The sequence below is a fragment of the Bradyrhizobium jicamae genome (assembly GCF_018130215.1).
Lineage (GTDB): Bacteria > Pseudomonadota > Alphaproteobacteria > Rhizobiales > Xanthobacteraceae > Bradyrhizobium > Bradyrhizobium jicamae_A.
This window is the reverse complement of sequence record NZ_JAFCKQ010000002.1, coordinates 164513-185165: the sequence shown is the minus strand read 5'-3', so window position 1 is coordinate 185165 and position 20653 is coordinate 164513. Positions and strand designations below refer to the sequence as shown.

Genomic DNA, 20653 nt, shown 5'->3' with positions numbered 1-20653 from the left:
GGAGCAACTATCTGGCCCGGGCGAAGCTTTGACTACTCAAATCGCGCAAGCGCGATCGCTGCGGCCCGGAGACGACCCAAATCTCCGTAATTTCCCGGGTGTACGACCTGAAGGGCCAGGCCATAAGCTGCATTTCTATTTTTAAGCAGTTTTGCTCGGGGCTTTCCCTGAACTGGTTTGTCCGATGGACTATGATCCGGCGGCGTATCACGCCGTTCCGCTGAGGGCATTTCAGCACCTCAATACGAGCAACCTCGGCGTGCTCGAACGAGGGGTTGGCCGGTTCTTTCCGGGCGCAAAATTCGAACTCGGCAGCGCGGAAAAGCCCATCCGCGTGATCGCCAACAGGTGCCAGCTTGATGGCATTGCGCTCGCCTACAGCAGGCTCGGGACAACCGCGCAGATCAGGATCCCCGATCTCGATTCATATGCGTTGCTGTTTTCGTTCGCCGGCCGTGCGAGGGCGTCCACGGGTCGCGGTGAGGTCGAGATCGGTGCCGGCAGGGGATTGATCGGTTCCCCCTCGGGAGCGGTCCGGCTCGACTATGGCGCCGGGTTCGAGCACCTTCTCCTGAGCGTCCGACCGAACGCCTTGGCAACAAAGCTCGAGGCAATGACGGGCGCGGCCGTGCGCGAGCCGCTCAGATTTGCCGAGCAAGCCGATTTCCGCCGCCCGGCGACCGAAAACCTCCGGCGACTGTTCATGTTCCTGGTCGATAGCCTGGATTCCTCGGCGTCCGGTCTTGACCCTTTGGGACTGGCAGAGTTGGAGCAAGCGGTCATGGTCTCGTTCCTGACAGCAAATGACAGCAACTACAGTCTCCTCCTCCATCGCCGTCCGCAGTCGGCAGCCTCGTGGCAGGTTCATCGGGCCGAAGCCTATATCGAAGCCAACTGGGACCAGCCTCTCACCATCGAGGCCCTTGCGCTGGTGACAGGCGTCAGCGCACGCACCCTTTTCCATTCGTTCAGCAAAAGCCGCGGCTACTCACCGATGGATTTTGCCAAGCGGATTCGACTGGGCCATGCGCGGAGAATGCTCGAAGAGGGCGACGCCTCGACGGCGGTGACGACGGTTGCCTATACATGCGGCTTCGGGAATCTCGGCCATTTCTCCGGCTACTACCGGCGAGCTTTCGGTGAGCTGCCTTCCGCCACCCTACGGCGCTCGCTGGAAGCGTCGTAAAGCTCCCCGCGCCCGACGTTGACCAGGCGGGGGGCTATCCACCGTCGTCGCATCTCGTTCGCATTCCTGTAACAGTCCGCCCGCAAATTGCGCGCGCCGGCATCTCGACATGGTGGGCGGCGCCACGCCTCGCCTTGCAAAAAATTCGACATTGGGAGAATGACGATGATCGCCAACGGATCACGCCTTGTCGGGCGTCCGCTGTCCAAACCCCTCGTTGCAATCACGCTGCTCGCCTCCACCGCGCTCGCCAGCGGTTTCGCCCGCGCAGATGACGTTCGTTTCGGGCCGGGCCATCTGTTGTTGAGCCGCGCCCTGTTCGTCAACAACGCCGCGACCATCACGCCCGGCGTCACCCAGCTGCCGCCGAACTGCGTGTCCCCCAATTGCGTGACCGCCACGGCGGACGGCACCTATCCGACCGTGTTCAACAACGACCTCGTCGACGGCTCGTTCGGCCTTACCGCAAGGATCGTGCTTGACGAGTTGCAGCTCGACGGTCGCCACGTGCAGTCGCTCGAGGTGCCGAACAGTTCCGAGCGCGGCATCTCGTCGAACAACGACCAGATGGTCACGAGCTTCTCGTCGAAATCCGAACTCTCGCTCAACCTGTCGCTCGATCACCGCACGGTGTCGTTCATGGGCTATCTCGCCCCGATCGGCGCGATCGACGTGTCCAACTCCAACACGCCGTTCGTGGTCGATCCGACCAACCCGGTGCCGAGCTCATATTATCGCGTGGTCGCCGAAGTCGACGAACAGGGCCACTTCCACTTCACCAAGACCAACGCCTACAGCGGCAACAACGGCCGCGCCGCGATCCTGAACGACCGGCATGGCGGCAAGGTTTTCTACACGGCGGGCAACGCCGGCAACGGCGGCAAGACGCAGCCGGTCGGCGTGATCGTCGGCACGGGCGCCCAGATCGTGACGGAAGCCGACGTGCCGCTCGCCCAGCAGCCTGATCCCGGACAGCCGACGCCGGTCGGCAGCTTCAATGTCACCGAACTCGGCCAGCCGATCGACAAGATCGGCAAGGACACCAACTTCCGCGGCCTGACCGTGTTCGACAACGTCGTCTACATGACCAAGGGCAGCGGCGGCAACGGCGTCAACACCGTCTATTTCGTCGACACCTCCGGAAACGCGGCCAATGGCAATCCGAAGGCGTGCCCGAACGGCACGGGCGTGCCGAGCGCCTCGGCATCGCTGCCGGCGACGCCGATCTTCTACAACGCGCAGACAGTGCAGACGGCGGGTGTCACGCCTTACAACATGTGCGTGCTGAGCGGCTTCCCGACCAATCTGGCCAAGACTGCGACATCGTTCCCGTTCGGGGTGTGGTTCGCGGACGCCAGGACGCTTTACGTCGCCGACGAGGGCAATGGCGCGACAACGTATGATGCCGCGTCGAACACCTACACCGCCGCCGCGTCGCAGACCGGCGCGGGGCTGCAGAAGTGGGTGTTCAACGGCACGACCTGGACGCTCGCCTACACGCTGCAGGCGGGACTTGGCCTCGGCGTGCCCTATACGATCGAGAACTATCCGACGGGCACCAACACTGCAACCAAGCTGCCATGGGTGCCCGCAACCGACGGCCTCCGCAACATCACGGGCCGCGTCAACCGTGACGGCAGCGCGACGATCTGGGCAATCACCTCGACCGTGAGCGGCAGCGGCGACCAGGGCGCGGATCCGAACGAACTCGTGATGATCACCGACACGCTTTCCGCCACCGCGCTGCCGGCCGGTGAGAGTTTCGTCACGCTGCGCACCGCCAAGGCTGGCGAGGCGCTCCGCGGCGTGTCGTTCACGCCGGGTACCGGCTTCGGCCGGAATGAGGAAGCCCATGACCGCGGCTCGTGCGGCCGCGGGCAGGGCAAGGACGATTGCCGCGGCGCCGATTGAAGCGAACTAGCTCGGCCTCTCCCCGTACCGCGCCTGTGTTTGGGGGAGGCTGACGGCGCATCCCTTCTCGCTCACCAGGGCTTGACCGTAAGCCGGGCTGAGACTGGCAATGCCCCCCTGCCTTATGCCCGCCTCTGGCCGGGCGAAACCATTTTCCGGTACGCACGAAGCAGGCCGGAAACAAACCCGGCCTAGCTTTCCGACATTGGACCACGAGGGGATTCGGTCATGTGGGATTTCATCAACGCGCTGTACCGGGACTATTGCCTGACCCGCCTGCAGGAAATGCGGAAGCTCGAATTGCTGAACTGAACCAACGCTCCGCGGTATGAAACGCCCGGTTGATCCGGGTTGAGGCTCCGCCCCGGAAGCGCCCTAGTTCCGGTCGCCGACCGGCACCGTATAGTTGAGGATCAGCCGTCCGCCGTCCGGATAGATGGTCTGGCCGGTGATGTAGGACGCATCCTCACTGGCGAGGAATGCAACGACGGAAGCGACCTCGCCCGGTTCGCCGCAACGGCCGGCGGGGGTCCGCGACAGCACGCTGCGCCGCGCCTCCTCCGAGGAGAAGATCGCGGTCGCCACCATTTCGGTCAGGATCGTGCCGGGCCCGACCGCGACGACGCGGATGCCGTGCGGGGCCAGCGCCACCGCGGCGACCGAGGTGAGTTGCTTCATCGCGCCCTTGGACATCGCGTAGGTCGCAAGCGAGGGGATCGCGAGCAGGGCGTTGACGGAAGACATGTTGACGACGACGCCCCCTCCGCCCTGCGCGATCATCTGGCGGGCCGCGGCCTGGACGCCGAAGAACGCGCCCTTGAGGTTGATCCCCATCACATCGTCGAACTCGGCTTCGCTGATTTCAAGGAAGTCGCGGTTGTGCGCGACGCCGGCGTTGTTGACCATGACGTCGAGCCGGCCGAATTCCTTCGCTGCCGCGGCGACGATCCGGTCGACATCGGCGCGCCTGCTGACGTCGGCCTCGACGGCGCGCAGGCGATGGGGATGACCGAGATCGCCGGCCGCCCTGGCGAGCGCAGTCCCATCGACGTCAGAGATGACGACCTTGGCGCCATCCGCGAGAAAGCGCTCGGCGCAGGCCCTGCCGATGCCGCGCGCGGCGCCCGTGATGGCGACAACCTTGCCGGAAAACTTCACGGGACTGCCTCCAGGGTAAAACGTTGCCGGAGCAATAGCGCAACATGCGGCAACATGGAACGCGACGGATTCGCCCTCACAGGTCGCGAAGGGCGTTATCGCGCGGCGGCACCACGCGATAGGTCTCTGCGCTTGCCCTTCTGAACCGCGCTCCAGAACGCCTCTGCCGCCTTGGTCAAGCGGGCGCGCGATCGAAACAGGCAGATGCTGATGTCGATGTCCCAATCCGTATCCCCGGCACGCAACAGCCGGCCGTCGGCAAGGTCGCGCTGCACCAGGCTCAGCGGCGCCCAGGTGATGCCGCGCCCCTCGCGCGCCATGTCGATCAGCAGCATGGTCGGAGCGGAGAAGCTCGGAGCCAGCCGCGCGGTCGGCGTCTTGCCGGCCAGGAAGGCCGTGACGATGCGCCCGATGCCGGATCCGGGATGATGGGCAAGGAAGGGCAGCGCCGCGTCGGTCGAACCGGGAAGCAGGTGACGGGCCCTCGCCTGAGGACGGCGCCGGCCTCGGCGTCCAATCTCCTCTGTCGCAGGGGCGCTGACGGGTAGCAGCGTCTCCCGGCCGAGTTCGAGATGGCGAAACCGCTCCTCGTCGAGCCGGGTTGCCATCGACGGATGATGATGGGCCAGCAGGAAGTGGATCTGGGCCTCGAGCAGAAGCTTCTCGCAGCCGGCAAAATTGGCCGTCACCAGTTGAACGGCCGCGTTCGCCCTGGTGCCTTCATTGCTGCGGATCCAACCAGGGAAGAACGTCTGCGACAACGCGTGGGTGGCGCCAAAGCAGACCGTCTCGGCCTTCAGCCGCGCCACTTCGCGCGCCTCGTCGCGCCCGCCATAGACCCGGCGCAACACGTCTTCCGCCACGGGCCGAAACGCCTCGCCGGCCGGGGTCAGCACCACGGTGTGGGTCGAGCGCTCGAACAACGGCGTTCCCATCCACTCCTCGAACGCCTTGATGCGGCGGCTCAGCGCCGGCTGCGTGACATGACGGCGCTCGGCCGCACGGGAAAACCCGCCGCCCTCGGCGATCGCAAGGAAGTCCTCGATCCAGGTCAAGTCCATGACGTCAGGTCCATGATGACGTTTTGTCCTCAAATCATGCCGATACGGCATTAGCCTCCGCGGCGCCACTGGTCCAAAGTCGCCTCAACGCCAATGGCGCGAACGGACCAGCCACGATGCATGGCGGTCATCGCCGGGAGGACTACGATCTTGCAGGCCGCCGAAGCTCCGCTCTCCCCACAGGTCTCGGCGCCGGCTCATGCGCGTGCGCGAACGCCGCTCTGGCGCCGGCAGTATGTTCAGGTGGCGGTTGGCGCCGCGCTCGGCGTGATCGCCGGCGCGTTGTTTCCGGCCGTTGCCGCCGATTTCAAGCCGCTCGGGGACGCCTTCATCTCGCTGGTCAAGATGACGATCACCCCGCTGATCTTCCTGGTCGTCGTTACAGGGATTGCCCAGGTCGGCGACATCAAGGCGGTCGGGCGGATCGGGCTCAAGGCGCTGGTTTATTTCGAGGCGGTCACGACCCTCTGCCTGCTGTTCAGCTTTGTCGCGGTCCGCTGGGTGCGGCCGGGCGCCGGCGTCGCGCATGCCACCGCGCAGCAGGCCGAAAGCGTCACCAAATACGCCCAGGCCCATGTCGGGTCGCTGTCGGCCTATCTCCAGCACATGATCCCCGACAGCTTTGTCGGCGCCTTTGCCAGCGGCGACGTGCTGCAAGTGCTGGTGCTGGCGCTGATCTGCGGCATTGCCTTGCTGCTGCTCGGCGAGCGAGGAGCTGCGCTGCGCGCGGGCCTCGAACGGATCACGGAACTCGTGTTCAGCGTCGTCCATGTCGTGGTGGCCCTGGCGCCCATCGGCGCGTTCGGCGCGATGGCGTTCACCGTGGCCAAGTTCGGGCTTGCGACGCTTTACGCGCTCGCGCTGCTGGTCGGTACCGCCTGGGCGATGATGGCGATCTTCATCTTCGTAGGTCTCGGCGCGCTGTGCCGGCTGGTGGATATCAGCCTGCTCGACCTGCTCCGCCTGCTGCGCACCGAGCTGCTGGTCGTGCTCGGCACCTCATCCTCGGAGACGGCCATACCCGGGATGATGGAGAAGCTTCCGGCCGCCGGCGTCGGACGCGCGGTGACCGGCCTCGTGATCCCCTCCGGCTATTCCTTCAACCTCGACGGCGTGGCGCTCACGCTGCCGCTGAGCACGATGTTCATCGCCCAGGTCTACGGCATCGACATCCCGCCGGCGCAGCAGCTCGGCATCTTCGCCATCATGCTGTTCACCAGCAAGGGCGCGGCCGGCGTCACCGGCGGCGCGTTCGCTGCGCTTGCCGCAACCGTGATCGCTGCGGGCCTGCCCGCCGAAGGGCTGGCGCTGCTGCTCGGCATCGATCGTTTCATGTCGCTGGCACGCGCCATCACCAACACGATCGGCAACGCCGTCGCAGCCATTGTCGTCGCCAAATGGGACGGCGAATTCGATTCCCAGGCCTGGTCCAGATCCGTGGCCCCCACGCCCTAACCGAAGACGAGAAGAGAGACATGACCGACACGATACTCCCCGCCATCGCGCTGGTGCCGGGCGATTGCACCGGCATCGGCCCCGAGCAGACCGCGCGCATCCTCGCCGAGGGCAGACTGTCCGACGTCGCCCGCCCGGTGGTGGTCGGCGATGCCCGCGTGCTCGAGATGGGCATGGTGCATGCGGGTGTGAAGCTTGAGGTCGAGCGGATCACCTCGCCGAAAGACGCGGCGTGGCAGAGCGGCGCCGTGCAGCTGGTCGATCTCGCCAACACCGACCCTGCGCAGTTCCCGATCGGCAAGGTGAGCGCCGAATCCGGGCGGCTTACCGGGGAAACCCTGGCGCGCGCCATCGACTTTGCGAGGGCGGGCGAGGTCGACGCCATCACCTTTGCGCCCCTGAACAAGCGCGCGATGTTCGATGGTGGCTGGAAATTCCCCGACGAGCACAAGATGTTTGCGAGCCTGCTCGGGCATCAGGGCTACTTCTCCGAGATGAACGTGCTGGACGGCCAATGGATGTCGCGGGTGACCGGCCACCAGGCGCTCCGCGAGGCGATCGAGGCGATCACGCCGGCCACCATCACCGAAGCGATCGAGCTCGCCGACCGGATGATGAAGAAGGCCGGCATCGCCCGGCCGCGCATCGCGGTCGCGGCGCTCAATCCGCATGCCGGCGAGAACGGGCTGTTCGGCCGCGACGAGATCGAGATGATCCGCCCGACCGTCGAGGCGGCGGCCAAGCGGGGCATTGCCTGCAGCGGCCCCTACCCGGCCGACACGGTCTATATCCGCGCTTTCGCCGGCGAGTTCGACAGCGTGGTCGCGATGTATCACGACCAGGGTCAGATCGCGACCAAGCTCCGTGGCTTCAACCGCGGCGTTACAGTGACAGCCGGGCTCGAGACCGTGTTCACGACCCCGTCGCACGGCACCGCGTTCGACATCGTCGGCCAGGGCATTGCCAAGACCGGCGCGCTCGAAAGCGCGATCCGGCTCGCCGCCCAGCTGGTGGCGGCGAAGGGCGCACAATCGCAAGCGGCCTGACGCCGCTCCATTTCGGGAGAACCACCATGTCGATCACCGACCGCCGATCATTGCTGCAGGCCGCAGCCGCCATTCCCCTCGTCGCGTCGGCCGCGACCACCGCGCTCGCACAGACACCGGCCGAGCCGGCCAAGCCAGCGCCTTCCAAGGACGTGACGCGCAAGCTCGCGCACTACATCGTGAACGCCAAGTACGAGGACCTGCCGGACAATGTCCGCAAGGAAGGCATCCGCACGCTGCTGAACTGGGTCGGCGTTGCGATCGGCGGATCGCGTCACCAGACCGTCGACATCGCGGTATCGGCGCTCGCGCCGTTCTCGGGTCCGGCGCAGGCCTCGCTGTTCGGGCGCCGCGAACGCTTCGACATCATGAACGCCGCCTTCATCAACGGCGTGTCGAGCCATATTTTCGACTATGACGACACCCATCTGAAGACGATCATCCATCCGGCCGGACCGGTGGCATCCGCCATCCTCGCGCTGTCGGAGATGCAGCCGGTGTCGGGCAAGGAGTTCCTCAACGCGCTGGTGCTGGGAGTCGAGACCGAGTGCCGGATCGGCAACTCCGTCTATCCCAATCATTACGACGTCGGCTGGCACATCACCGGCACCGCCGGCGTGTTCGGCTCGGCTGCTGCCGTCGGCAAGCTCATGAACCTCAACGAACAGCAGATGGTGTGGGCAATCGGTCTCGCCGCGTCACAGCCGGTGGGCCTGCGCGAATCCTTCGGCTCGATGAACAAGAGCTTCAATCCGGGCCGCGCCGCAGCGAACGGCATCTTCGCCGCGACGCTCGCGTCGAAGAACTTCACCTCCTCCGACAGCATGATCGAGGCCAAGCGCGGCTGGGCCAACACGATCAGCACCAAGCAGGACTACAACGAGATCCTCGGCGATCTCGGCAAGCGCTACGAGGCCGCGCTCAACACCTACAAGCCGTTCGCCTGCGGCATCGTGATGCATCCGGCGATCGACGCCGCGATCCAGCTGCGCAACGAGAACAAGCTCACGGCCGACCAGATCGAGCGCGTCGATCTCAAGGTGCATCCGCTGGTGCTCGAGCTGACCGGCAAGAAGACGCCGCGCGAAGGGCTCGAAGGCAAGTTCAGCATCTATCATGCGGTCGCGGTTGCGCTGGTCGAAGGCGCCGGTGGCGAAAAACAATTCAGCGACCGCGCGGTGACCGATCCGACCATCGTCGCGCTGCGCTCGAAGGTGATGCCTGTCATCACGCCGGGCATCGATCCGGCCCAGGTCGACATGACCATCGTGCTGAAGGACGGACGCACGTTGCATCGCTACATTGCGCACGCCATCGGCAGCGTCGAGGTTCCGATGACCGACAAGCAGCTCGAGACCAAGTTCGCCGACCTCGCCGACGGCATCATTTCCGCCGAGGCGGCGCGTCGCGTCATCGACGCATGCTGGAACGTCGAAAGCCTGCCGAGCGCGGCCGAGATCGCCAAGATGTCGGTGTCGACCTGAGACACCTGAAGGCGTCACGCCGTCGCCTTGCGTGATCCCGTGTCGAGCCGGGCCAGGATCCGGTCGGCCTCGACGCGCCAATCGGTGCTGCGGGCGAACTCAGGCGTTCCCCTGATCCCGAACACGCCCTCGTCGGCGAGATCGGCGATCCAGGCTTGCCGTTCGGCGGTGCCGGACGCGGACCAGGGCGCAAGCCCGGCATCGCGCACGGTCTCCGCGACCTCGCGCACCTCCTCCGCGCGGCGCCGGCCGTGCTCGATGACGCGCTGGAAGAAGTAGGCGCCCTGCTTCTCCCAGTCGATGCCGGGAAATGTCTCCCTGAGCGAGGCCAGCACCGCATCCTCGACGCCATAGGCGCGCGCCGTGGTGAAGCTTTCGATGACCATGGCCTCCAGGCCCTTGATCATGATGCTGCGGCACATCTTGACGGCCGAGGAGACGCCGAGTTCGTCGCTCGCGACCCTGGCCGCGAAACCGAGGGCGACGAGGTGCGGCGCGAGCTCCCGCGCGCCGCGGCCGCCGATCAATAGCGGCACCTTGATCCGGTACGGCGGCACCGAGGTCATCACGGCGCCCTCGACATAGCGGCCGCCGGCGCCATCGATGACGGCCGCCGCGCGCTGCTTGGCGCCTGGTGACGCCGAGTTGAAGTCGAGATACCAGGCGCCCGGCCTGATCGCAGCCGCGCAGGCCTGCGCGACCGGCACCGCCTGGCTCGCCGTGACGGCCGAGACGATGAAGTCGGCCCGCGCAGCAAGGTCGGCGTGGCTTGGCGCCAGCTCGACGCCAATGCCGGCTGCGTGCTCGCGCAGCGGCTTGCCCTGCTCGCGATCGAGCTTGATGTCGTATCCGAGGACCTTGATGCCTTGCTTGCGCAGATCTTCGGCCAGGATACGGCCGACCTCGCCGTAGCCGACCAGGCCGACCTGCCACTTTTTCGGATCGCTGGAGACTGTCATCAGTTCAAATCCCGTGTCGTGTCGTCGAACAGTTCGTCGACGGAGATGCGCCGCGGGATCAGGTCCTGCTGGACGCAATAGTCGATAACGAACTCGAGCGGCTTCCGGTTCGCCTCGACGCCGAATGGCAGCAGATCGGGACCAGCAGGCAAACCGGCGTCCGCCTTGCCGCGCTTGAGGAGATCGTACAGCTCGCGCACCACGTCCGGCCGCGACGCCGCCAGCGCCTCCTTCACCACCACCAGATGATTGACCGGCACGACACCGTGCCGCTGGTACCAGCGCGCGGCCTCGGCGGCAGGATCGGCGAACAATGACTGCAGCATCGGATCGCTGGACGTTTCACCCAGCACCGCGTCGAGCTCGCCGTCCTTGAGCATCTGGACGATGGTCTTGCCCGGCGGAGCCCGCTCGGTTCTGTCGACATATTCGGCGACATGCGCGTCCTCGAACGTGACCCATTTGATCCGTTCGAGACTGACGCCGTAGTCGTTGGCAAGGATGCCGCGCATCCACGCTCCCGTCGTGGTCGTGAATGAGCGGATGCCAACCCGCTTGCCTTCGAGACCGGTCGGCGCGAGCGGATCGCTGGCGCGACAGAGCGCGTAGCCGTGCTGGAAGCGACCGACCATTGCGGCCGGCAGCAGCAGCAGCGGCTTGCCGTGCACCTTTGCCATCAGATAGGTCACGATGGCCATCTCGCAGACGTCGAAGGCGAGCTCGCGCACCATCGGCTTGAACGCGGCATTGGTCGGCGTGAACTCGGAGAATGCGAGGTCGAACAGATCGGAGCGCAGCGCTCCGCTCTTCACCCGCTCGACGTGCTTGTGATTGCCGAGCACGGTATGCAGCCGAAGCCTGTCCATTTCAGCGCGCTCCAGATAGCGATCTCAGCCTTGATTCAGCCCTGGCCCTTGACCGGGACGGGTGTCTTGCGCCGCGCGGGCGCGGCCTGATCGAGCGGTGCAGCCTGCAGCGAAGCCACGGTCGCACGCACGATCTGCTCGATCGCGTGGCCGGCGTCTGACCCGTCGGCGCTGCCGCGCGACAGGCGGGAGACGCGCTCGGGCGTCACCAGCGTGTAGTAGAGCGCGCCAAGCAGGAAGTGGCCGCGCCACACGATGTCGGTGCGCGGGATGTGCGGCAGGCTCTCATGGATCGCATCGATGAAGGCGTTGCTGGTGTCATCGAAGGTCTGCGCGATGATCTTCCGCACCACCTCGTTGCCCTCGGCCGACATCACCGCACGCAGTCGCGTGAAGCGGGTGCCACCACCGGCGAGATCGCTGCCCGAGGTGAAGGCCGGCAGCACATAGGCGCGCACGATCGCCTCCAGCCGGTCCTGCAGGTCGCGCACGCGGCGCGCGGCCGCCAGCAGCTCGGAGCGGCGCAGGTTCATCGGCCCGCAATGCCGGCGATAGATCTCGAGCAGCAGGCCGTCCTTGGTCTTGAAATGATAGGTCACGCTGCCGGGATTGGCGCCGGCCGCCTGCGCGATGTCGCGCACCGACACTGCATTGAAGCCATAGGTCGAGAACAATTCCTCCGCCGCGGCGAGGATCGCCTCGCGCATGTTCGGCTTGCGGGTGCCGGCGACCTTCACGTCGGCCTTGGCGGGCTTGCGGACCATATTTGTACTATCGTACAAGGAATCAGGTCGCGTCAACAATGCCGGCGCGGCACCTCTCGGTGCTTCTCCATCAGGACAATCTGACGTCCGGCTCGGCGCGGCCGCGCGCGGCGGCGTCGAGCAGGAAGGTCCTGCCATGCTCGGGATCGGCGGCGCGCTGCGCTTCGTCCATGTCCTGCCAGGCCGAGGTGACCAGCACGCGCGAGAAGTCGCGGCCGACAAAGGCGGGACAACTCGACTGCCGCGCAGGGACCCGCAGCGAGCGCAGCCGGCGGCCCGCGGGATCGTAGATGTCGACGCACCCGCCGCCCCACCGCGCGTTCCAGATCAACCCGTCGGCATCGACGACGGCACCGTCGAGGCCGCCGACACCGTGGTGCCGGATCAACGGCGCAGGCTCGCCGACCGGCAATCCGTTGGCCGGATCGAGCGGCACGCGGTAGAGCACGTTGATCGCGGTATCCGCGAAATAGCCGATGTCTCCCGCAGGCGAGAAGCAGATCGCGTTCGGGATGGTGATGCCGGGATAGAGCCGCGTGATGCGGCCGCGATCCAGCGCATAGATCGAGCCCGCCCCCTTCTCCGCACCGCGCCCCATGGTGCCGAGCCAGAATGTGCCCGACGGATGCACGCGGGCATCATTGGAGCGCGTCACCGGATTGTCGGCCTCCAGCGCCACGAACAATTCCAGCCGGCCGTCGGCGACCTGCCGCACGTAGAGCCCGTCATCGGCGAGGACGAGCTGGCGCGCCGCGTCGATCCGCGCCAATGCGCTCGCCATTCTCGGCAGCGCGTGAACGATGGTCGCGCCGCTCGCGAAGCGATGCTCGAACAGGCGGCGCTCGCGGATATCGAACCACCAGGCGATATCGGTCGAGGCATCGTAGGTCGGCCCCTCGCCGAGATGGCAGCGCTCAGTCGACAGCACCGAGGCCGGCACTTCCTCGACCGTTTCATCCATGGGACGCTCCGAGGTCATGATGCCTGATCGGTGGAGAACCGGTAGACGATGGTGCGGCGATAGATCTGCCCGGGATCGAGCCGTGCCGACGGGAAGTCGGGGCGGTTCGGCGTATCCGGCCAGGCGTGCGGCTCGAGGCACAGCGCATCCGATTGCCGGTACAGCAGGCCGCCCTTGCCCGATGTCGAGCCGTCAAGGAAGTTTCCCGAATAGAACTGCAGTCCCGGCTGGTCGGTGAAGAGCTGCATCACCCGGCCGCTGCGCGGTGCGTCGAGGCGCGCGGCAAGGCGAAGGCCGGAGCCTGAAGCCAGGCAGTAATTGTGGTCATAGCCGCGGCCGAGGCGAAGCTGCTCGTCGTCCATCCTGATCCGCGCGCCGATCGCCGTTGATTCTCGGAAATCGAACGGCGTGCCCGCGACCGATCGTGGCGGCACCGGCAGGGGGATTGCCGTCGCGTCGACGGCGAGGAAGTGATCGGAGGCGATCATGAGCCGGTGATCGACGATCTGTGTGCCCGAACGCGCGCCGTCGAGATTGAAGAAACTGTGATTGGTGAGGTTGATGCAGGTCGGGCGATCGGTCGTCGCCTCAAAGGTCACCGACAGCTCCATTCCGCTGCGCACGCGATAGGTCACGCGCGTCTCGAGATTGCCCGGATAGCCCTCCTCGCCATCCGGACTCTGGCGCTCGAGCACCAGCGTCGGCCCCGGACTGTCGGTGAACTCGACGATCCGCCAGAGCTGGCGATCGAAACCCTGCACGCCGCCATGCAATGCGTTGGGGCCGTTGTTGGCGTCGAGCGTCACCGCCGCCCCATCCATCACAAAGCGCGCACCGGCGATCCGGTTGGCAAAGCGCCCGATCGTGGCACCGAAGAATTTGCGCTGGGCGAGATAGCCGTCGAGGTCGTCATGGCCGAGCACGATATCGTCGCAATGCCCGCCGCGATCCGGCGTCACCAGCGATTGCAGCGCGGCGCCGAAGGGGATGATCGTGGCTGCAAAGCCATGCTCGCCGCGCAGCGTCAGCCGTTCGACCTCCGAACCATCGGGCAATTTGCCGAAGGGCGCACGATCGATGCCGGCTGTCGTCATTGTCATTCCTCAAACGCATCGACGAAGCGCCGACGCCCCAGCATGAAGCTATCCGCAACGAGCTGCAAGGGCGCCAGATCGACGTCGGATGTGCCGTCCGCCGTGAGCGCGAGGAAGTGGCGATAGAGCGCTGGATATTCATCCTTGTCGGCGTCGACGATCACCCTGTCACCATCCCGCAATTGCCTTCCGCCTCTCAACAGCGCCACCGGTCCCGCATCGGTCTCGCACAGGATCTCCCAGGTCGCCGGGCCGGTCTGGCGGAAATCGAACTCGGCGCGAACAGGCGCGCCGCCTTCGTCGGAGAGTTCGAGCTCAGCCGCGATCGGCGCCTCCCGGTTGGACGGAACGGCGAGCTCCGCTCTCCTGACGAACACCGGTTGGGGCAGGATGCGGGTCAGGATCGACAGCGCATTGATGCCGGGATCGAACACGCCGAAGCCACCTGCCTCGAAAATCCAGGCTTGGCCGGGGTGCCAGACACGCACGTCTTCCTTCCAGATGATCGTCACCTTGGTGATCCTGCGGCCGGCCAGCAGATGCCGCGCCGGTTCGACCGCGGGCGCGTAGCGCGAATGCCAGCTCGCGAACAGCGTCCGCCCAGCCTTGTGCGCGGCCGCGATCAACGGCGTGATTTCGCTGACGGCAGCGCCCGGCGGCTTTTCCAGAAGGACGTGCTTGCGCGCCGCAAGCGCGATTGCAGCCTGGGCGCGGCGCACCTGCGGCGGCGTGCACAGCGCGACCGCGTCGATCTCGGGCCCCTCACGCAACAGCGCCTGCAGATCGCGGAAGTGCGGCAGGCCTGCCTGCGTCACGGGATCGACAACGGCGACGAGGGCTGCACCCGCCGTCCTGGCGATCGCCGGCACGTGCTGCCGGCGCGCGATCTCGCCAAAGCCGACGACGGCGATGCGAAGCGATTCACTCACGATGTGGTCTCATGTATCGGATTTGCCCGCGGCGGAGGGGTCGTACAAGGCAGGATCGACCACCGCCGCGCCGTGGCGGCGGATGCCGTGGAAGATGGCCGCGGTCATCGCCGCGGCGGCCTCATCGGCCTGGCCGTCGGCGATCGCATCGACGATCCGCTGGTGCCAGCTCAATACCAGCTCGCGGTCGGCCGGATCGACCGGCGCGCTGACGACGAAGGAGGCACGCAGCGCAGCCTCGATCACGCCGTCGACCGAGCGCATGAACGGATTTCCGGACGCGCTGGCGACCGCGATATGCAGGGCCAGGTCGCCATCGGTGAAGGCATCGGAATCGGAGGGCTCGCGCCGCATGATCTCGATGCAACGACGCAGCTCGGCGATGTCGGCCTCGGTCCGGCGCAAGGCGGCCAATGCCGCCGCGCGTGGTTCGATCGCAAGGCGGATCTCGGCGAGATCGCCCAGGAACTGCTTGTCGATACCGACGTCGAGATGCCAGGCCAGCACATCGGCATCGAACATGTTCCAGGCATTGCGCCCGCGCACGACGGTCCCGACCCGCGCCTTGGTCGTCAGCAGGCCCTTGGCGACGAGGGTCTTGATGCTTTCCCGCAGCACCGGGCGCGAGACGCCGAATGTCGAAGTCAGCTCGGCGTCGCCCGGCAGCCGCGTGCCCTCGGGGTAGCGGCCGGCGATGATGTCGACGCCGATGCTGCGCGCGACCTCGGCGTGGTTGGAATGTGCGCGCGGCGTTGGAATGATCACCAAGCCGGAGTTCATCGATCGGCTGCCCCTTTGATCGGCTGATGCCGTCGCAAGGATGACCACAAGTCAGCGCCGATTCCTAGTCATATAATCTTACTTTTGCCTAGCGTGCCGCTTCGAATCCGCCCAGCACCGCCGTGAGGTTGGCAGCGAGGATATCGGAGAGATAGCCGCCCTCCTGCACCAGTACGGTCGGCAGGCCGAACCGGACCAGCCCCTCGCCGATGCGACGGAACCCGTCGGTGGTGACCGCAAGGCCCGCAAGCGGATCGTGCTCGGACGCGTCGAGGCCGAGCGCGACCACGAGGGCACCAGGCGCGAAGGCGCGGATCGCCTTCTCCGCAGCCGCGAGCGCCTGCATGTAGCCGTCGTCGCCGGTCGCCCGCGGCAACGGAATATTGAGATTGGCGCCGAGTCCTTGTCCTGCGCCGCGCTCATGTGCGTAGCCCCAGACGAACGGATAGAAGAACGAGGGATCGGCGTGGATCGAGACGGTGAAGACATCGGGCCGCTCATAGAAGATGCCCTGCGTGCCGTTGCCGTGATGCACGTCGACATCGAGGATTGCGACACGTTCGTATTTCTGGCGCAGATGCTCGGCCGCGATCGCGCTGTTGTTGAGGAAGCAGAAGCCACCGGCCATATCGCGATAGGCATGATGGCCGGGCGGACGGCACAGCGCGTAGACCGCATCCTCGCCGTCGAGCACCATCTGCGCTGCAGTCGTAGCGACGTCGCTCGACGCGCAGGCGCCGGCCCAGGTGCCCGGCCCGATCGGAGCCGCGGTGTCGGCGGTGTGCCAGCCGAGCTTGCCCACGATGTGCGTCGGATAGGTCGCGGCATTGCGCACCGGGTGGATGTTCGCGATCATCTCCGGTCCGGAATCGCCGAGCGCGGTCCATTCCTCAAAGGCGTTTGCAAGGAAGCTCAGATATTCCGGACTGTGCACGCGAGCGCGCGGCCCCTGTCCGAACGCAGCGGGCTCGACCAGCGAGTGCTTGCCCGCCTTCAATCCCGCGAGCAGGCGATCGGCGCGTTCGGGTTGCTCGGTGGTGCGCCTGACCACGCCGCGCACCAGGAAGAATTGCGGATCATGGCTGCGGTGCTTTTCGCTGTAGACGGCCTTCACGGGAATCTCCTGTTCGCTGACGGGTTAGCTCGATGAGCCACACCGCGCAGATTGTCGACAGGTTATTCGCCTGCCCCGTTACGCCGCAACAGGGATGCCCTCAACAAATCGAGCAGGATGCGGAAGCTGCTCGCGATCTGGCCTATCTGGCTCCCGCCGTCGCCGTTTTCGCGACGGGCAATTTGGCCCATTCCTTGTCCGCCCTCGGTCCACCGGGATCGCCGGTCAGTCCGACCAGTTGTCCCGGCAGCACATCGTTGGTCTGCTTCCAGGTCTGGGTCTGGCAGAGCAGCTTCAGCATGCATCCCCTCAGCTTCAACCGGTCCGGGGAATCGCGCCACAGCATTACGGAATAGGACCTGCCGTCCTCGGCATTGTAGATGTCGCCGTCGAACCATCCCTCCGGCGTCGGCTTCAGCCCCATGATCAGCTGATGGCCAAGCACGCTGCGCGCCCGCTTGGAGGCGTCCGGATTGGAGCTGTCGCGCATCGGTTGACCGCGCTCGTCGAGCGGATCCTTCATCCAGACGATATAGCCGCAGATGTGCTGCTGCGCCGCGCCGCAGCGCTCTAGCCTGATGCGCGCGCGTCCGTCCTCGGTCATCCAGGTGCCGCTTGGATCGACGGGGCTCGCCGCCTCGGCGCGGCTGATCGTGCTCATCAGGATAACGGCAACGATGCCGCGCAGGATCAATCGAACCAGGAAATTCATCTGTTGCACCCTTCGTTTGTCTCACACAAGCGCTCGGCCTCGCGGCGCTTTAAGAAAAGGAGTCTCACCTGAACTGCGTCGCCAGGCTCTCGGCGCCCTTGTCGATCCCGGCGAATGACGCGGCGAGCGGGCCGATGCTGGCCCTGATGTCGTAGGCGTCCGGGTACTGCTTGGTGACGTAAGCGCTGAGCAGGCGTCCCGTCGATGCGTCGAAGATCTCGACGGCATAGATCACCGATCCGGTCATCGTCCCCTCGCCGCCGCGCGCCGCCTGCACGCCGTTGTAGACAGCGCCGGCCATGTCGAACCGCGACAGCGTGCCCAGCACTGGCGTGTTGGTGACCGCGCCGGTCAGGGTCAGCCGGACCCGAATCGTGTTCGGGCCGCGGCTGTCGACCATCGTGAAGCGGCCGGCAAGCTTCGTCCTGAAGCTCGTCTGCATGTGCGCGGCGAGCTCGGCCTTGTCGCTGTCGGACATGTCGCCGAACTGGTGATCGCGGCCGCGATAGATCACGACGGGATCGAGGATCGCCCTGGTGTAGCTTCGCCAGTCGACCTGGGTGTTGTAGCGAAAAGGTACGCGGCCCGTGGTGTCGGATGGATCCGGCGCCATGTAGGACGAGGAGGCCACGTCCGAATACGCCACCGGCGCGACGCTGGCGCAGCCTGCCATCAAGGAGCCAAGCGCCAGCAATCCCAGACCGCGCATCGCGATCGAGCTATCCATTCCAGTCTCCTTTGACGGCCGTGCGGGACAGCCTCGTGCTGTGGGCCCGTCGCCGCCGGAGATGTCGCCCCGATGACCCCGGTCGGCCTGATGCACGATTCAATAAAACCGACCAGGCGGTTTGTAAAGTACAAAAATCGATCGAAACGGAGGGGCCGCGAATTGCTCGGTTGGGTCAGGTCCGGGCGCGTGGTTTCCGGGACGGCCGCGCGGGCGAAGCCGATTTGGCCGCACGCGCGGCAGCGGGCTGCTCCAGCGCGGCCCACTGCTTGTCGTCGAGCAGGCGCGCGAACAGCCGGTCGCGCTCGGCGTCGGTCAGCGGCGAAACGCCCAGCAAGGACGTCAGCAACAGCCCCCTCGCCGCCGCCCAGCGCAGCATCGCCAGCTCCGGGTCGCTCGCCTCGGCCTTGATCGCGTTGGTGTGCTCGACGTCGACCTCGCGGGGCGCGTTCATCAGGCTCGGCTCTTCGACGATCGCCGCGAGCAGAGCCAGCGCCGCCGAATTCGGCTTCACTGTCGCTTCCCGCATGGTGGCGAGCTCCGTCGCCAGTTGAGGCTGCGCGGAGGTTGCGCGCGCGTTTTCCATGTAGCGGCGGGAGAACTCGTCGAACTGGGTCATCTGCTGCTCGAGCAGCGCCTTCAGCACCGCCTGCTTGGTACGGAACTGGTGCATCAGCCCGCCCTTGCTCAGCCCGCTTTCACGCGCGATCGCGTCGAGCGTCAGCCGGCCCGGCCCGTCGCGCGAGATGATCGTGATCGCGGCCTGCAGCGCCGCGTTGCGGGATCGTTCTGACCGGGAAGGATTGTCCATTGTCGATTCGAGAACTCCGGGCGGGCAGGCTTGCTCGTTGAAGCGACCGGAACCCGGTGTCAAGCGGCTTGATGGTCAGGATTTGCCGGCAAGCCTCCCGGGAATGCCCCAGGACGCGCGGTATGATCCAACCCGGATCAATTCAAAATCGGCATCGATCAATTCACGGTTCGGCTTGGACCGCTCGCATGTCGCTCTCTAGGACAGTCCTCGAGGAAATTTCGAGGAGGCGCCCATGAGCGCAATTGTATCGGCCACCGACGTGCGGAGATCGCGCGTCAGGCTCCTGATCGTGACGATGCTGTTTCTCGTCACCACCGTGAACTATGCCGACCGCGCGACATTGTCGATCGCCGGTCCCGCCCTCTCCAAGGAACTGCATCTCGACCCGATCGCGATGGGATACGTGTTTTCGGCTTTCGGCTGGTCCTATGTGATCGCGCAGGTGCCGGGTGGCTGGCTGCTCGACCGCTTCGGCTCCAAATGGGTCTACGCGATCAGCATCATCATCTGGTCGATCTTCACGGCAATGCAGGGCCTGGTCGGCTTCCTGGCCGCGGGAACGGCCGTCATCTTGCTTTTCGGGCTGCGTTTCCTGGTCGGCTTCGCCGAAGCGCCGTCATTCCCGGCCAATGCACGCATCGTGGCGGCCTGGTTCCCGGGCAATGAGCGCGGCACTGCCTCGGCCTTCTTCAATTCCGGGCAGTATTTCGCCACCGTGATCTTCGCACCGCTGATGGGCTGGATCGCGCATGAATATGGCTGGCGCCACGTGTTCTATGTGATGGGCGGCCTTGGCCTCATCATGGGCATCGCCTGGATCAAGACGATCTACGAGCCGAAGCAGCACCCCGCGATCAACGAGGCCGAGTTCAACTACATCAGGGACGGCGGTGCGCTGGTCGACATGGACGCCGCGAAAGGTGCCAAGACACGGGACAGCGGCCCGAGGTGGGACCACATCCGCCAGCTCCTCTCCAACCGGATGATGCTCGGCGTCTATATCGGCCAGTACTGCATCAACACGCTGACCTATTTCTTCCTGACCTGGTTCCCGGTCTATCTCGTCAAGGAACGCGGCCTCTCGATCCTGCAGGCGGGCTTCGTCGCGACGCTGCCGGCGTTGTGTGGCTTCATCGGCGGCGTGCTCGGCGGCGTGATCTCGGACTTCATCCTGCGCCGCACCGGCTCGCTGACCATGGCGCGCAAGATCCCGATCGTCGGCGGCATGCTGCTGTCGATGGCGATCATCGGCTGCAACTATGTCGACGGACAGGCGCTGGTGGTCGGCTTCATGGCGCTCGCCTTCTTCGGCAAGGGCATCGGTGCGCTCGGCTGGGCCGTCGTCTCCGACACCTCGCCGAAGGAAGCCGGCGGCGTCTCCGGCGGACTGTTCAACATGTTCGGCAACCTCTCCAGCATCACCACGCCGATCGTGATCGGCTACATCCTCGCGGCGACCGGCTCCTTCAACGGTGCTCTGGTGTTCGTCGGCGCCAATGCGCTGGTCGCGGCGATCGCCTACCTCTTCATCGTCGGCGAAATCACGCGAGTGCAGTTGAAGCCGGCGTGAGCCACCTTCACGCAACGACAGGTCAACGGCGGCTTCGGCCGCCGTCTTTGTCTTCTTGGCCG

General features: G+C 65.9%; 19 protein-coding genes. 6 read left to right on the top strand and 13 right to left on the bottom strand.

Annotated features, from left to right (window positions below):
- Positions 1 to 184: 184 nt before the first annotated feature.
- Both JQ586_RS03905 and JQ586_RS03900 read left to right on the top strand, forming a co-directional pair.
- Complete coding sequence (locus JQ586_RS03905; RefSeq protein ID WP_212393177.1) at positions 185 to 1186, top strand: AraC family transcriptional regulator; 1002 nt, start codon at positions 185 to 187, stop codon at positions 1184 to 1186.
- A gap of 165 nt (positions 1187 to 1351) precedes the next feature.
- Entirely contained in the window at positions 1352 to 3097 is a 1746-nt protein-coding gene (locus JQ586_RS03900) for a hypothetical protein (RefSeq protein WP_212393176.1), read from the top strand.
- Between the two features lie 375 nt (positions 3098 to 3472).
- Here JQ586_RS03900 and JQ586_RS03895 read toward each other — a convergent pair whose 3' ends face one another.
- Both JQ586_RS03895 and JQ586_RS03890 read right to left on the bottom strand, forming a co-directional pair.
- Positions 3473 to 4255, bottom strand: coding sequence for an SDR family NAD(P)-dependent oxidoreductase (locus JQ586_RS03895; RefSeq protein WP_212393175.1), 783 nt, complete (start codon positions 4253 to 4255; stop codon positions 3473 to 3475).
- A 95-nt stretch (positions 4256 to 4350) separates the two neighbouring features.
- A complete protein-coding gene (locus JQ586_RS03890) occupies positions 4351 to 5316 on the bottom strand; it encodes a LysR family transcriptional regulator (RefSeq protein ID WP_212393174.1) in 966 nt (321 codons plus the stop codon).
- A gap of 150 nt (positions 5317 to 5466) precedes the next feature.
- Here JQ586_RS03890 and JQ586_RS03885 point away from each other — a divergent pair, with 150 nt between their 5' ends.
- Genes JQ586_RS03885 through JQ586_RS03875 form a run of 3 tightly spaced genes read left to right on the top strand, consistent with a single transcriptional unit; the run spans position 5467 to position 9301 of the window.
- Positions 5467 to 6771 (top strand): cation:dicarboxylate symporter family transporter, encoded by a 1305-nt coding sequence (locus JQ586_RS03885; RefSeq protein WP_249147255.1) that lies wholly within the window; start codon positions 5467 to 5469, stop codon positions 6769 to 6771.
- A 20-nt stretch (positions 6772 to 6791) separates the two neighbouring features.
- The gene (locus JQ586_RS03880) at positions 6792 to 7817 is read left to right on the top strand and encodes a PdxA family protein (RefSeq protein ID WP_212393172.1); all 1026 of its coding nucleotides are present in this window, start codon (positions 6792 to 6794) and stop codon (positions 7815 to 7817) included.
- A 26-nt stretch (positions 7818 to 7843) separates the two neighbouring features.
- Positions 7844 to 9301 carry an MmgE/PrpD family protein gene (locus JQ586_RS03875; protein ID WP_212393171.1) on the top strand — a complete coding sequence of 486 codons (1458 nt, stop codon included), beginning with the start codon at positions 7844 to 7846 and terminating at the stop codon, positions 9299 to 9301.
- Positions 9302 to 9315: 14 nt separating this feature from the next.
- Here JQ586_RS03875 and JQ586_RS03870 read toward each other — a convergent pair whose 3' ends face one another.
- The 11 genes from JQ586_RS03870 to JQ586_RS03820 form a co-directional block, all read right to left on the bottom strand.
- Complete coding sequence (locus JQ586_RS03870) at positions 9316 to 10260, bottom strand: NAD(P)-dependent oxidoreductase (protein ID WP_212393170.1); 945 nt, start codon at positions 10258 to 10260, stop codon at positions 9316 to 9318.
- On the bottom strand, positions 10260 to 11126 hold the full coding sequence (locus JQ586_RS03865) for a hypothetical protein (RefSeq protein WP_212393169.1): 867 nt from the start codon (positions 11124 to 11126) through the stop codon (positions 10260 to 10262). Before JQ586_RS03865 ends, JQ586_RS03870 begins: the two co-directional genes overlap by 1 nt.
- Positions 11127 to 11161: 35 nt before the next feature.
- Complete coding sequence (locus tag JQ586_RS03860; RefSeq protein ID WP_212393168.1) at positions 11162 to 11890, bottom strand: TetR/AcrR family transcriptional regulator; 729 nt, start codon at positions 11888 to 11890, stop codon at positions 11162 to 11164.
- A 70-nt stretch (positions 11891 to 11960) separates the two neighbouring features.
- Positions 11961 to 12851: an SMP-30/gluconolactonase/LRE family protein gene (locus JQ586_RS03855; RefSeq protein ID WP_212393167.1), complete on the bottom strand. Its 891-nt coding sequence runs from the start codon at positions 12849 to 12851 to the stop codon at positions 11961 to 11963.
- Positions 12852 to 12865: 14 nt separating this feature from the next.
- A complete protein-coding gene (locus JQ586_RS03850; RefSeq protein WP_212393166.1) occupies positions 12866 to 13945 on the bottom strand; it encodes an aldose epimerase family protein in 1080 nt (359 codons plus the stop codon).
- Positions 13946 to 13947: 2 nt separating this feature from the next.
- Positions 13948 to 14877: a Gfo/Idh/MocA family protein gene (locus JQ586_RS03845; RefSeq protein WP_409410960.1), complete on the bottom strand. Its 930-nt coding sequence runs from the start codon at positions 14875 to 14877 to the stop codon at positions 13948 to 13950.
- A gap of 6 nt (positions 14878 to 14883) precedes the next feature.
- Positions 14884 to 15654, bottom strand: coding sequence for a FadR/GntR family transcriptional regulator (locus JQ586_RS03840; RefSeq protein ID WP_212393164.1), 771 nt, complete (start codon positions 15652 to 15654; stop codon positions 14884 to 14886).
- A gap of 88 nt (positions 15655 to 15742) precedes the next feature.
- Entirely contained in the window at positions 15743 to 16768 is a 1026-nt protein-coding gene (locus JQ586_RS03835) for a histone deacetylase family protein (protein WP_212393163.1), read from the bottom strand.
- Positions 16769 to 16910: 142 nt separating this feature from the next.
- Entirely contained in the window at positions 16911 to 17480 is a 570-nt protein-coding gene (locus JQ586_RS03830) for a DUF2147 domain-containing protein (RefSeq protein WP_212393162.1), read from the bottom strand.
- Positions 17481 to 17544: 64 nt separating this feature from the next.
- The gene (locus JQ586_RS03825) at positions 17545 to 18207 is read right to left on the bottom strand and encodes a DUF3313 domain-containing protein (RefSeq protein ID WP_212393161.1); all 663 of its coding nucleotides are present in this window, start codon (positions 18205 to 18207) and stop codon (positions 17545 to 17547) included.
- A gap of 175 nt (positions 18208 to 18382) precedes the next feature.
- Complete coding sequence (locus JQ586_RS03820; protein ID WP_212393160.1) at positions 18383 to 19018, bottom strand: TetR/AcrR family transcriptional regulator; 636 nt, start codon at positions 19016 to 19018, stop codon at positions 18383 to 18385.
- Positions 19019 to 19253: 235 nt separating this feature from the next.
- Here JQ586_RS03820 and JQ586_RS03815 point away from each other — a divergent pair, with 235 nt between their 5' ends.
- Positions 19254 to 20591, top strand: a complete 1338-nt coding sequence (locus JQ586_RS03815; protein WP_212393159.1) for an MFS transporter — start codon at positions 19254 to 19256, stop codon at positions 20589 to 20591.
- Positions 20592 to 20653: the final 62 nt, after the last annotated feature.

What these genes read in the sequence shown, in the direction of transcription:
- JQ586_RS03890 (WP_212393174.1), bottom strand. Translation starts at nt 5,316, where the DNA reads ATGGACTTGACCTGGATCGAGGACTTCCTTGCGATCGCCGAGGGCGGC.
- JQ586_RS03820 (WP_212393160.1), bottom strand. Translation starts at nt 19,018, where the DNA reads ATGGACAATCCTTCCCGGTCAGAACGATCCCGCAACGCGGCGCTGCAG.
- JQ586_RS03865 (WP_212393169.1), bottom strand. Translation starts at nt 11,126, where the DNA reads ATGGACAGGCTTCGGCTGCATACCGTGCTCGGCAATCACAAGCACGTC.
- JQ586_RS03830 (WP_212393162.1), bottom strand. Translation starts at nt 17,480, where the DNA reads ATGAATTTCCTGGTTCGATTGATCCTGCGCGGCATCGTTGCCGTTATC.
- JQ586_RS03850 (WP_212393166.1), bottom strand. Translation starts at nt 13,945, where the DNA reads ATGACGACAGCCGGCATCGATCGTGCGCCCTTCGGCAAATTGCCCGAT.
- JQ586_RS03855 (WP_212393167.1), bottom strand. Translation starts at nt 12,851, where the DNA reads ATGGATGAAACGGTCGAGGAAGTGCCGGCCTCGGTGCTGTCGACTGAG.
- JQ586_RS03900 (WP_212393176.1), top strand. Translation starts at nt 1,352, where the DNA reads ATGATCGCCAACGGATCACGCCTTGTCGGGCGTCCGCTGTCCAAACCC.
- JQ586_RS03880 (WP_212393172.1), top strand. Translation starts at nt 6,792, where the DNA reads ATGACCGACACGATACTCCCCGCCATCGCGCTGGTGCCGGGCGATTGC.
- JQ586_RS03905 (WP_212393177.1), top strand. Translation starts at nt 185, where the DNA reads ATGGACTATGATCCGGCGGCGTATCACGCCGTTCCGCTGAGGGCATTT.
- JQ586_RS03870 (WP_212393170.1), bottom strand. Translation starts at nt 10,260, where the DNA reads ATGACAGTCTCCAGCGATCCGAAAAAGTGGCAGGTCGGCCTGGTCGGC.
- JQ586_RS03815 (WP_212393159.1), top strand. Translation starts at nt 19,254, where the DNA reads ATGAGCGCAATTGTATCGGCCACCGACGTGCGGAGATCGCGCGTCAGG.
- JQ586_RS03860 (WP_212393168.1), bottom strand. Translation starts at nt 11,890, where the DNA reads ATGGTCCGCAAGCCCGCCAAGGCCGACGTGAAGGTCGCCGGCACCCGC.
- JQ586_RS03840 (WP_212393164.1), bottom strand. Translation starts at nt 15,654, where the DNA reads ATGAACTCCGGCTTGGTGATCATTCCAACGCCGCGCGCACATTCCAAC.
- JQ586_RS03875 (WP_212393171.1), top strand. Translation starts at nt 7,844, where the DNA reads ATGTCGATCACCGACCGCCGATCATTGCTGCAGGCCGCAGCCGCCATT.
- JQ586_RS03825 (WP_212393161.1), bottom strand. Translation starts at nt 18,207, where the DNA reads ATGGATAGCTCGATCGCGATGCGCGGTCTGGGATTGCTGGCGCTTGGC.